Here is an 11,341-nt window from a genome sequence, read left to right as displayed (position 1 = left end):
CCCATCCCCACTGGCTACGCCAGTGACCCAACCCAGGAGCGAACAGGCATCATGAGCCGCCTCAGCGAATCCGTAATCCGCGCCATGGAGATCCTCACCGGATCGGACCTGGCCGCGGACTATACGGTCGCCCGGCTCCTGGAAGAGACATATACGCGGCGCTCCCTGGACCTGTCGGACCTCTCCCCCCAGGAGCAGGCCGCCCTGGTCGAAGGCCGCGCCATCAACGTGATCCCGTCGGCGTCCGCACTCGCCGTGAAGATCACCGCGGCCCAGGCTGCGGGCCGGCCGTTCGTCGTCAAGTACGGCATCGACCCGACCTCGCCCGATGTGCACCTCGGCCACTCGGTGCCGATCATCATCGCGAGCCGGTTCCAGCGCATGGGTCACCACGTCGTCTTCATCATCGGCGACGTCACGGCGAAGATCGGCGACCCGTCCGGCCGGTCTTCCGAGCGCCCGCCGCTCACTGACGCCGACATCGCGGCCAACCTCTCCGGCTACCAGGCTCAGGTCACCCCGTTCATCGACTTCGAACGGGCCGACCTCCGCTTCAACGGCGAGTGGCTCAACAAGGTCAGCCTGCCCGAGCTGGTCGAGATCCTCGCCAGGGTCCCGGTCTCCATGTCCCTCCAGCGCGAGGACTTCCGCACCCGCCTCGCAGCCGGCGACGGCCTGTCCGTGGCCGAGTTCGTGTACTCCGTGGTCATGGCCCTCGATTCGGTCGCCATCACCGCCGATGTCGAACTCGGCGGCGTGGACCAGCTCCTCAACCTCCAGATGTGCCGCAAGGTCATGGAGATCAGGGAGCAGACCCCCGAGGTCGTCATCACCACGCCTCTCATCGAGGGCACCGACGGCAACGGGTCCAAGATGAGCAAGTCCAAGGGCAACTACGTCGGTCTCTCCGCCACTCCGGACGAGATCTACGGCCGCCTGATGTCCATCCCGGACCACGTCACCGAGCCCTACTTGAAGCTCCTCACGGAGTGGACGGACGACGAGATCCAGCTGGTCACCAAGCGGCTGGCGGACGGCACCGCCCACCCCATGGCGGTCAAGCGCATCCTCGCCGGCGAGGTCGTGGCCGCCCTGCACGGTCTGGAGGCGGCCGAGGCCGCCCGTACGGAGTTCACCGCCCGCTTCTCCAAGCGGTCCTTCGGCGACACGCAGAACCTCCCAGTCGTGTCCGTGAAGGAACACGGTGAGACCACCCTGGGCCAACTGATCAGTCAGACCCTGGACTTCGCGCCCAGCATCTCCGCTGTCCGCCGCGTCGCTCAGCAGAAGGGTCTCCGCCTGGTCAGCGAGACCAACGGTGATCAGCACAGCACGCTGCTCGTCGAGACTGCGGTGCAGCAGACCCTTGCCGCGGTGCTCGCAGAGGCCGACGCCGGCGAGGGCGCAGACCTTTACCTCAAGGTCGGCCGTAAGGTCGCTCGCGTCGACAGGTGACGAGAGCACGGCGGCGCCCACTCGTAGTTGGCGCCGCCGTGTTCTTAACTCGCCAGGATCCTGCCACGGTGATGGGGGCGACGAGGTGCCGTTGCAGGCCCGGTCTGACCTTGCAATGGCGCAGGCCCCTGGTGGAACGCCGGGGTTAAGCCCGTCGCCCAGCTTGGCTACGTCGCGCCATCGTCGCCCCGGTGCTCTTTGCCGAGGAGGTACTCCCTGATGAGTCGGCCGAGCACGTCCCCCTCGTGAGCGCGTCCGTTGAAGACGGCTCGCCGGAAGGCGTCACGCTCTTCACGGTTCAGGAAGGCCACCATGTGCTTAGCCTTTGGGTGTTGGTAGCCGCAACACATCAAGCGGGTACATACATTGGGTGACTTGCCGAGCTTCGGGGTGCGCCACGGATAGTGCGGATACCCGCGCAACTCCATCTTGCAGCGGGTAAGGATCTCGGCCAGCTCGGTCTTGTTCTGGTGCCTTTCACCGCCATAGTGCAGGCGGAACCACTCGCGGCGGTCCATGTCCGCTATCTCGCGCTGTACGCGTTCTACGCGCCTGGTGATGCCGGCGTACACCTCGGGGCGCATGCCTCGTGTTGCGAACCCGGCCTTGGGGAACCTGTGATGCAGGTCCAGGTTCGCTACCCAGCTCCCGGCACTGCGGCCCTTCTTCCAGCGATTGCAGTCATCGCAGGCCGGGACGAAATTCCACCAGACGTCTGCTCCACCCTTAGCGATGGGCTCCTCGTGGTCGATCGTCGTAGAGGGCGACCGACCACAGTAGGTGCACAGCACTCGTTGCGCCGTCAGGACCATGAGCCATTGCCAGGTCTTCTGCTTGCCCCGCTCTCCGCGACGAATCACATCCACGATGCCCCTCCTCCTGAGTCAATCGTGTGGATCGTAGGGGGAGGCACTGACATTGGACCTGGTGAAAAGGATCGACTGGCGGTGGCCTCGGCAAGGAACCTCATCCCGACGTTCTGCCAGTTCGCTGTCTGCTGTCATTCAACCCATTCGTTTGACAGCGAACGCAGCCGTTTCGGCTGGCCGGTTGTGAACCTACTGAGATTGAACTCGTGAAGTCATAGGGGCTGACGAGGGGTGTCTGCCTGCGGTATCACGAGAGGGTGAGGTATCCACAGGGTGGCGGGTTGACCGCTGAACGGCAGGGCAAGCGCGAGGAGTTACGGCTCCAGGCAGCTGAGCGGTTCGCTCGGGGCGAGGGCAGTACGGCGATCGCCAGGGATCTGCGGGTCAGTGTCCGATCGGTGCAGCGGTGGCGTCACACGTGGGCCGAGGGCGGCCCGCGATCCTTGAGGTCGCAGGGGCCCGCGTCGCTGCCGCTACTGAGTGAGAAGCAGTTCGCGCAGCTGGAGTCCGAGCTGGCCAAAGGGCCGGCCGCGCACGGCTGGGAGGACCAACGCTGGACTCTGAACCGTGTGAAGACGGTGATCGGACGGCGCTTCCACCTCACGTACACGATTCAGGGTGTCCGCAAGCTGTTGGTGCGCAACGGCTGGTCCTGCCAGGTCCCGGCCCGTCGTGCCATGGAACGGGACGACGACGCGGTGGCCGGGTGGGTCAAGGAGGTGTGGCCCCGCGCGGAAGGCCAGCGGCGGCCCGTGGGGCCTGGCTGGTCTTCGAGGACGAAGCCGGCTTCTCCATGACGTCGTCGCAAGCCAGGACCTGGTCCCAGCGCGGGCGGACCCCGGTGGTGCGGGTCCGCAGCCGCTCGCGCAGACGGATATCGATCGCCGCGCTGACTTGCTACAAACCCGGCCGCCGATCCCGGCTGATCTACCGGCCGCGACGGGACGACGGCAACCGTGACGGGCGCAAGAGCTTCTCCTGGCGCGACTACCGGGACCTGCTGACCGCAGCCCACCAGCAGCTCGGCGGCCCGATCGTCCTCATCCGGGACAACCTCAACGTCCACAAAGCCGCAGGTCTACGGGAGTTCGCCGACTCCCGTGGCTGGCTGACCATCCTCTACCTGCCGCCCTACGCACCCGACCTCAACCCCGTCGAAGGCATCTGGTCCCTGCTACGTCGCGGCTGGCTCTCCAACGTCGCCTTCTCCACGCCAGACCATCTCATCCGCACGGTCCGGAGCGGTCTACGGCACATCCAGTACCGCAGCAACCTAATCGACGGCTGCCTAGGACTTGTCCGGGCGATCATGTTGCTGGTTAGGGTGCGAGCGTGGCCAAGACGAGCGTGAGCAACGAAACCAGCAGCGTGGTCTGCCTGTGGGTTGAGCCGTGGGGAACTGATCACTGGATGGGGCCGGGCGAAGAGTTCACCGTCGTGACCGAGACGGACCCGGAGCACTCGCCGTTCAACGTGGTTGTGCATGATCAAGGCATCACGGTGTGGGTGAATTCGGGCAGCGACGCCGAAGTCTTCGACAAGAACGGCGACCTGGTCCCGTGTGGGCATCAGCGGCCGGCGGAGGGCGACCACTGAGGTGTGTTTTGCCGTCAGGTTCGGAGCCAGACGACGATGGCTGCCACGGTTGCGGTGCCGAGGTAGACGTAGCGGCGTTTGTCGTAGCGAGTGGCCACCGCCCGGTGCTGTTTCAGTCGGTTGATCGCCCGTTCGACGGTGTTGCGCTTCTTGTAGCGGTCTTCGTCGAACTCGGGTGGCCGCCCGCCGCGTGATCCCTTGCGCAGGCGGGCGGCCTGGCTGTCGGTCTTCTCCGGGATCGTGTGCCGGATGCCGCGGTGCCTCAGGTAGTCGCGGCACGGCCCATTGCTGTAAGCCTTGTCCGCAGCGACGCTGTCGGGCTTCTTCCGGGGCCTGCCCGGCCCGACTTTGGGAACGCGGATCTTCTCCAGTACCGGCTCGAACTGCGTGCAGTCTGCCCGCTGACCTGGTGTGACGATCAGAGACAGAGGGCGGCACCGGCCGTCCGCGCTCAGGTGGACCTTGGTCGTGAACCCGCCGCGCGAGCGGCCCAGGCCCTCACCTCCAGCACCACCTCCACCAGGCGGGCGACGAGGCTCTGCCACGGTCTCTCGTGCTGGTGTTCTTCTGACGCGTCCCCCTTTGAGGCGGGAGCCGGCGGTGGGTCTGTCCGGGCGCCCGCCGCGTGCTGATGCGCCCGCACGATGGTGGAGTCGACCGAGACGTCCCAGTCGATCTCACCCGCCGCATCCGCCGCGGCCTGGACCTGCTGGAGCAGACGCTCCCACGTCCCGTCGGCCGACCACAGACGGTGGCGTTCGTAGACGGTCTTCCACGGCCCGAACCGTTCGGGCAGATCACGCCAGTGAACACCGGTCCGAACCCGGTGCAGAATCCCGTCGATCACCTGCCGATGATCCCTCCACCTGCCACAACGCCTATTACTGACAGGCAGGAACGGCCGCAGCCGTTCCCACTCTGCATCACTCAGATCACCCCGCCCCATGACCACATCAACGACCTGGGCAGGGAGTAGTCACATGATCGGCCGGACAAGTCCTAGCCGAGACCGGCCTGACCATCAGATCTACGTAACGACACCACGAGTTAAACCTCAGTAATCGCGTGCGGTGAAGGTGCTGGTGGGCAGCCCTGCCCGAAGGCGCTTGCGGTCACACACTCCATGCTCTGATCGTCCTACAGGTGGTCGAGGGGTTCGGCGGCGTACGTGCCGTCGCCGAGCGGGGCGTCGGTCAACTCGAAGCGGTGCGAGAGGCTGCCGATCCGGCGGGTGATGACGCTGCCGGGCGCCCGGGTGGTCTCGTAGTGCAGAGGAGTGCCGTCGGCGCCGGTGGTGCCCAGCAGACTGAAGCGGCGCAACACGCGGGGAGGTGTCGGGGTGGTCCGACGCCGCCGGTAGAGACAGCCGGCTGCGGTGGCGAGACCGGTGACGAGCAGGCCGACTGCGATCGGGATCAGGAACTTGTCGAACAGCGCGGACACGACGGCATCACTCCTGCGAGGCGGGTAGGGCCCGCCGCGGTGACGGGCCGCGCCGACCATGCCGCAGGCAGGGGTTAGCCGCGCAACCCCCGTTCATCTGGCCGCTCCATCCGGGAAGTTGGGAGCGGTCGGCGGATCGTCGTCCAGCGCGTTCGGTACATCGACGTCGGCCGCCCAGCTCGGATGGACGGCGAACGCGGACGGTGCCTCCTCGTCCCAAGCGGGCCGGGATGTGGTGGCGGCGTAGTGGGCGAGGGCGGCGCGGAAGACGGGTAGATTCTCACCGGACATCTCGTAGGCCGATGCCTGCCGCCATCCGTCCTGCGGGCCGCCGCCGTAGACCACGGTGACTGGCGCCTCGGTGCCTTCGGGCCACCAGCCGTGCTTGTAGCCGCGCTTGAGGGCATAGGTCAGGGCCACAGTGGGGCCGCGCAGTCCGCGCGGGAATGCCTCGCGCAGCACGGCGGCCTCCAGATGGCCATCGGACTCGACGACCAGGCGCACAAACTGGCGGGCGTCCTCATTGAGTGTGTTCAGGAAGACCATCGCCCGGTCGGCACCCCATGCGGTGTCGACGGAGACGGCCAGTTCGTCTCGGTGCTCGGCGAGCAGGGCGAGGATTTTGCGCTCGAACTCCTCGCTCGCGCCTTCAATGGTGAGCCTCATAAGAACCTCCGCAGCACTCTACGTGTTCTCTATCGATCGCTATAGGTAGTGTTGCGGGCTGGGGCCTGGGTTGTCTATAGAGATGACGTAGCGCTCTATAGAGCGTCAGCATTTTGCGGGTGCGGGCATGCCGGATTCGGCGGGGCTCGGTTCGATGGCAAGACGACCTGGGTTCGATGTCAACGGACAGTTCGCCTACGGCAGACGAGAAAGAGTCCGGGATGACTGGATCGCCGCGTCACAGCATGTCAACGTACAACACCCTGCTGGACGTTCGTCCCGAATCCTCTGGAGGTGCCTCTGCACTCGTGTCGCCCCGATGACCCCTTCCCTTCTAGTTCGCAGGACTCGGTGTACTGGGTCGCTCCGCGGCATCTAGCCGGTGACGACGGTGCTCTGGCCGAGCGAGTGGGCGAGACCTTGACCCGCCTGGACTGGCGAATGTGGCCGACCGCGCGCGACAGCCTGCTGTACGTGAGCCCGGACGGGCTGTGCGGTGCCGAATGGATTCTTGCCTCTTACCCGTTCGAGCTGGGCGGTCTACCCGTGGCTTGGCAGGTGAGTGCCCGGTCGCATTCCGACTCCGCGATGGTGGAGTGGAATGCGTACTTCACCGCCGAGGTGCCGTACGAGGCAGTCACGGACCTTCTCCTCGCGCTCGATGCCCGTACGGCGCCGGACGTGGGATTCGACGGTCCGGATGTGGTGCTCGAGGAGCTGGGCTCCCGGGGTTGGTTCCGTGACGCCGACCGCCCTCGTACCGCGGCGTTCGATCCCGGGTTCTCCGCCACCGTCTCCTTGGAGTTGCTGCCGCCGCTGGTCCGGGACGCCGATCCGCGCCCTGGGCAGATGGGCTGGCAGGCGTGGGCGGAGCCCCGAATCGGAGACCCATATCTGTGGTGTGCGAGCTTCAGCGCCAGCGTCCCGCACGACCTGGTCGCCGTGTTCGCCTCCTCTCTGGCCTCGTCGGCTCCCGTTTCCCGGCGCACGGTGCCCGCGAGCGCGGAGGACCGGCTGAGTGTCATCCGGCGCGGCTGACAACTCGTCCACCTGCAGTGCCCTTTCGGCCTTGGTGCCGGCCTCACGGCACCCCTGCCCTCGTCAGACGACTGAAGTGGAGACGACATGTTCCGACGCACCACCCGTGCGGACCGAGAGTTCCGTGAAGCCCAGCGTGCCGGCCAGGCGATGCTGGCGATGCACGCCGAGTGGCCGCTGCCGGAGGCCCCCGGCCCGGTTGCTGCGCCGGCTTCGGCCGCGGCAGTGGCCGCGGTGGTGCCCGACTTTCTGCCGCCGCAGTTCCGGGCGCCGTCTCGGCAGGACGTTTTGGGCTTCATGATGCGCTGGGATCTGCCGCTCGTCATCGACGGCGAAGTCCACGCTTGCCACTGCGGTGCGTACCGGAACTGGATCGTCTTCAACATGCGCGACGACTCGGTGTGGCTGCGCTGCCCGGCTGGCCACGAAGCGCAGGAGGCCCGTCTGGACACCGCCTGGTACAACCGCAACTCCGGTCCGGTCGACCACTTCCACGCCACCCTCGAAGAGGGCCTGCGCCACCTCGGCCACTGAAATGGCGAAACCCCTTCCCCTCAATCCTGCGTTCGTCGGCACCCGGAGGGCCGACCCGGTCAGACCGTCCGCCTCGCATCACCAAGGGGTAATCGCATGCGCCGTTCCACCACGACCGCCCTCGCCCTGAGCGCCGCCGTCACTGTCATCGCCCTGACCGGCTGCTCCAGCAGCACCAATCCCGCCGTCGCATCGGTCCCGTTCTCCGCACCCGCACACCCCTCGGCATCCGCACCGCTGTCTTCGGCCGAGCTGAACCAACGGCTGCTGATCGAGAGTGACCTGGGCGAGGGCTATACCCGTAATCCCGAGGCCCCTCGCCGCAACGACGACGTCACCGTCATCGGCTGCCCGGCGCTGGAGAAGCTCGGCAGCAGCGCGGCCGCCGGCGCCGACCTCGATTTCGCCCGCAGGGCGAAGGCGTCGTTCACCTACACCGGCAGCAGCAGCTCCGAGGTCGGTGAGGAGCTGTACAGCGACAGTCCGGCGAAGCTGTCCACGGGCATCGGGAAGGTCTTCGACGCGATGCTGTCTTGCCCCACGTACCAGGTGACGTCAGGCAGCACGGTCGTCGACATTAGTACCACCAAGACTGCCGCGCCGGACCTCGGTGCTGAGCAGTGGAGCCAGCTGCTCACCTTCTCTGTGGGTGGGCAGCGCAGCATCGTCAAGCAGACGGCGATCCGCACCGGCAACATCCTGGTGGTGGTCTCAGGCAGCGCCGGCCTTGTCGACCTGCACCTCCAGAGAGCCGTTGACAGGGCACAGCGTCCACGCTGACTCGGAGGTACGGAAGGGGCCGGCGGACGGGATGATTCCCGTCCGCCGGCCCCTTCCACATGGTGTGCGGGCGGCGTTGCCTGCTACGGCATCAGATGCCCCCGTGGGGCGGGTCAGTTCTCGTCGTGTTCAAGCAGCCCGCTCTGGACCGCACGCAGGCGCTCGAACTCCTCGTAGTCCTCGTCGGTCATGAGGTCGAAGATGTCATCGATGGAGCTGTCGGGCGCCTGGTGCACGTACTTCATGAAGAGGTCGATCAGAGCCTTCCCTGCCTTGAGGCGTTCGTTCAGCTGATCCGGGACGTCGGGCAGCTTGTGCGTGACCGCGATCGATATCTCGTCCGCAGTGATGGTGGAGAACAGGTCGTACTCGGCGTCGGTGAGCTCACGGCCGTCGAGGTGGTACAAGCGCTCCGGTGCCTTGGGGTGGGTGGTGTCCACGTCGGCGGCGAGTGCGATGACCTGGGGGCGGAGCTGGGTCGAGAGCATGCAGGGTGCCTTCCGGAGTTCGGGGTGGGGCACAAATACTCCGGACGATCCCCGGTTTCGGTAACCGGGGATCGTCGGCTATGTTCCGCGCCTCTGGGCGGCGTACACCGTGCTCATCGGGACCGGCCCGAGGGGGATGACGAGGGCACGTGCGGTGCTTGCGGGCGACTGCCAGCGGCCTGCGCGGCTCGTGTACCGGATCCGGGTGCGTGACGCTGACCGAGGCGCTGGATGCGCCAGACAAGGACCTCGGACGCCGACTTCACGTCATCCAACGAGCGTTGCTGAGCGGCTTGTTGGACGACCGTGGCCGGTTCATGGCCGGCGGCTTCAGCGGCGGCGAGGGTGGCGGTGAGTGCGGGCCAGGCGGGATCGGTGACGATCTGCTCGGCGTAGGCGGGCAGCACTTCGCTCACCACACGGGCGTACCGGCGGGCCGCGTGCTCGGAGGGCTTACGCCCTGCAAGTTGCACGAGACTGGCGGGTGCGAGCTGGTCGTAGGCGGCCTGGAGATGGATCAGTGTTTGACGGGCTGCGGCTACCTGGCGATCGTGGTGACGTAGTGCGCTGCGGCGCTGAGTGGCGAGAACGACGACGATCGCGACGTCCAAGAGCATGGCCAGTCCAGTGAGCTCCGCTGGCTGGTGGCGCATGCCCTTGAGGGCGCCACGCAGGGCGCGAGCGTGCTGGTGGCCGGCCTGGGCGCGGGTGTGGGCGGCGTGCTCGAAGGTGAGCGCGGCCCGCTGGAGTTCGGCCTTCAGAGGGATGGGCGCGTGAGCGGGCAGGGCGTAGAGGACTTCACCGAAGACGGCCAGGTGGGCCTGGACGGCGGGGTCATCGGCGTGGGTGAGGTGGTGGGGGATGCGTTCCGCGGCCGCGGTGGCCTGGTGCCAGGGGTTGGGGCTGGGGCGCCCAGCCGGTGAGGGTGCCGGATCGGCAGGCACGTCGGCGGCAGCGAGACGCTTGCGGATCTGGGGCAGGGACAGGTCGGTGGCGAGCTTCGAGCCGGAGTACCAGATGGGCGGGTGCTCGTCGGGCAGGGCGACCTTGTAGCCGCCGAGGTCGCCGGAGGGCAGGGTGCGGGTTTCGACCTGGAGGCCGGCGTCGGCGAGCAGGTTGAAGAAGTCGTCCAGGTCCTGGGCGTGGGAGAGCGTGGCGCGGACGGTGTGCCGCAGCCGCTCGCGTGCGGTGGCGGTGTGGCCGAGGCGTTTGGCCTTCTCCTGCTCGGCGCCGGTGGGCCGCTTCGCGGCCGGGGTGCCAGCAGCAGCTTCGGGGCCACGCGGTACCTGGGTGAGGCCGAAGTGCTTTTCGATCGAGGTGAGTTCGGTCATGGCGCGGTGGTAGTCGTTCCAGTTCCGGGCCGGGCGCAGGTCCCCGCGGACTTTGGTAGCGACGATGTGGATGTGGTCGTCCGCGTGCCGCACGGCGACCCAGCGGCATCCGTCCGGATCGCCGTCCGGTGCGATGCCGGTCGCGTGCAGGATGCGGCGGGCGATGGTGGCCCACTCGGCGTCGGTGAGGATGCGGTCCTCGGGTGCGGCGCGCAGTGAGCAGTGCCACACATGCCCTGCGGGTGCCTTGTCGCCGGCTTGCACCACCCGCAGATCCAGTGCCTTCGTGAGCTGGGCGAGCCGCTGCTTATGGCCGGGGCTGTCCCATGGCCCAGGGTCTGGGATGAAGCTGTCCCAGGAAGCGACGACGTGCTGGTCGGTGTGTTCGTTGGCGCGGCCCTTGTCGAAGAGGTACGCGAGGACGCCGTACGTGTTGTTGCCCGGTTTGACGATGTTCGCGATCACTCAGGCGACCGCCTTTTTCTGCTCGGCTGCCCGGAACGCTGCTTCGTCGATCGCCCGGACCGTGTTGTGGGCGGTGGCGAGGAGCCGGTCTGCCCGATTGAGGATCGCGGTGTCCACAGGGTGTGGATCGCCGCCCGCATTGAGGCGGCGGGCGATCTGGTTGACGTTGTTGCCGATCCGGGCGATCTGCGCCCGGATCGCGGCCAGCTCGTCGATCGCGTCGTCGTACGGAGTGCGCTCGGCAGCGACGGTGATCTCACCGCGGACGCGGGCCATGGTGGCATCGGCGATGAAGTGGGCCATCGTCACGTGCTCGTTCGCCGCGGCCGACTGGACGAGCTGCTTCTCGTGCGGGGCGAAGCGTACGGTGACGCGCTTTTCGCGCTGCGCGTCGAGGTTCGGACGGCGGTACGGCGAACGCGGCTTGGCCACCACAGCAGGAGCGGTCGGCTGCTCGCCGACACCCACCTGCTCCTGTTCCGGCGCGCCCTCGCGCCGGAGCAGCTCCTCCGCCACCCCTGGGGCGGAGGTGTCCGCGATGGACCGGCCTATGGACGGTCCATCGCTATTGCTTGCTCCCGCCGAGGCAGGGGGTATTTCACCTGCACCTACTGGGGTGTTGAGGTCTTCGAGGCGTGGGTTGCGCATGGCGGGATGTCCTTGTGCTGGGGGTAGG

General features: G+C 67.3%; 13 protein-coding genes and 1 pseudogene. 7 read left to right on the top strand and 7 right to left on the bottom strand.

Annotation, left to right across the window (positions count from 1 at the left end; all coding sequences use genetic code 11):
* Positions 1–51 precede the first annotated feature (51 nt).
* Complete coding sequence (gene tyrS, locus OG413_RS09680; RefSeq protein ID WP_266804298.1) at positions 52–1,455, top strand: tyrosine--tRNA ligase; 1,404 nt, start codon at positions 52–54, stop codon at positions 1,453–1,455.
* A gap of 167 nt (positions 1,456–1,622) precedes the next feature.
* Here tyrS and OG413_RS09675 read toward each other — a convergent pair whose 3' ends face one another.
* Positions 1,623–2,321 (bottom strand): HNH endonuclease, encoded by a 699-nt coding sequence (locus OG413_RS09675; protein WP_266804296.1) that lies wholly within the window; start codon positions 2,319–2,321, stop codon positions 1,623–1,625.
* Positions 2,322–2,581: 260 nt separating this feature from the next.
* On the opposite strand from OG413_RS09675, the gene OG413_RS09670 reads away from it, so the two are divergent.
* The 3 genes from OG413_RS09670 to OG413_RS09660 are packed head-to-tail and all read left to right on the top strand — an operon-like array spanning position 2,582 to position 3,920.
* Complete coding sequence (locus OG413_RS09670) at positions 2,582–3,121, top strand: winged helix-turn-helix domain-containing protein (RefSeq protein ID WP_266804294.1); 540 nt, start codon at positions 2,582–2,584, stop codon at positions 3,119–3,121.
* A complete protein-coding gene (locus OG413_RS09665) occupies positions 3,118–3,675 on the top strand; it encodes a transposase (protein WP_266804292.1) in 558 nt (185 codons plus the stop codon). The genes OG413_RS09670 and OG413_RS09665 overlap by 4 nt, the downstream gene beginning before the upstream one ends.
* Positions 3,657–3,920, top strand: coding sequence for a hypothetical protein (locus tag OG413_RS09660; RefSeq protein ID WP_266804290.1), 264 nt, complete (start codon positions 3,657–3,659; stop codon positions 3,918–3,920). Before OG413_RS09665 ends, OG413_RS09660 begins: the two co-directional genes overlap by 19 nt.
* Before the next feature lie 14 nt (positions 3,921–3,934).
* Here the strand turns inward: OG413_RS09660 and OG413_RS09655 are convergent.
* The 3 genes and pseudogenes from OG413_RS09655 to OG413_RS09645 form a co-directional block, all read right to left on the bottom strand.
* A pseudogene (locus tag OG413_RS09655) lies at positions 3,935–4,866 on the bottom strand (IS5 family transposase).
* Positions 4,867–5,057: 191 nt separating this feature from the next.
* On the bottom strand, positions 5,058–5,363 hold the full coding sequence (locus OG413_RS09650; protein ID WP_266804288.1) for a hypothetical protein: 306 nt from the start codon (positions 5,361–5,363) through the stop codon (positions 5,058–5,060).
* A 93-nt stretch (positions 5,364–5,456) separates the two neighbouring features.
* Positions 5,457–6,029: a hypothetical protein gene (locus tag OG413_RS09645; RefSeq protein WP_266804286.1), complete on the bottom strand. Its 573-nt coding sequence runs from the start codon at positions 6,027–6,029 to the stop codon at positions 5,457–5,459.
* A 441-nt stretch (positions 6,030–6,470) separates the two neighbouring features.
* Here OG413_RS09645 and OG413_RS09640 point away from each other — a divergent pair, with 441 nt between their 5' ends.
* The 3 genes from OG413_RS09640 (at position 6,471) to OG413_RS09630 (ending at position 8,381) form a co-directional block, all read left to right on the top strand.
* A complete protein-coding gene (locus OG413_RS09640) occupies positions 6,471–7,067 on the top strand; it encodes a DUF317 domain-containing protein (RefSeq protein ID WP_323137832.1) in 597 nt (198 codons plus the stop codon).
* Positions 7,068–7,154: 87 nt separating this feature from the next.
* Positions 7,155–7,601, top strand: coding sequence for a hypothetical protein (locus OG413_RS09635; RefSeq protein WP_266804282.1), 447 nt, complete (start codon positions 7,155–7,157; stop codon positions 7,599–7,601).
* A 96-nt stretch (positions 7,602–7,697) separates the two neighbouring features.
* Complete coding sequence (locus OG413_RS09630) at positions 7,698–8,381, top strand: hypothetical protein (RefSeq protein ID WP_266804280.1); 684 nt, start codon at positions 7,698–7,700, stop codon at positions 8,379–8,381.
* Positions 8,382–8,494: 113 nt separating this feature from the next.
* On the opposite strand, the gene OG413_RS09625 is transcribed toward OG413_RS09630, so the two are convergent.
* From OG413_RS09625 to mobC, 3 genes are all read right to left on the bottom strand, one after another.
* A complete protein-coding gene (locus OG413_RS09625; protein WP_266804278.1) occupies positions 8,495–8,869 on the bottom strand; it encodes a hypothetical protein in 375 nt (124 codons plus the stop codon).
* A 113-nt stretch (positions 8,870–8,982) separates the two neighbouring features.
* On the bottom strand, positions 8,983–10,665 hold the full coding sequence (locus tag OG413_RS09620) for a relaxase/mobilization nuclease domain-containing protein (RefSeq protein ID WP_266804276.1): 1,683 nt from the start codon (positions 10,663–10,665) through the stop codon (positions 8,983–8,985).
* Entirely contained in the window at positions 10,666–11,313 is a 648-nt protein-coding gene (mobC, locus tag OG413_RS09615) for a plasmid mobilization relaxosome protein MobC (protein ID WP_266804274.1), read from the bottom strand. It abuts the gene before it with no gap.
* Between the last annotated feature and the right edge of the window lie 28 nt (positions 11,314–11,341).

The organism is Streptomyces sp. NBC_01433 (assembly GCF_026340105.1).
In the GTDB taxonomy this organism is placed as follows: domain Bacteria; phylum Actinomycetota; class Actinomycetes; order Streptomycetales; family Streptomycetaceae; genus Streptomyces.
This window is presented reverse-complemented; position numbering and strand designations above follow the sequence as displayed.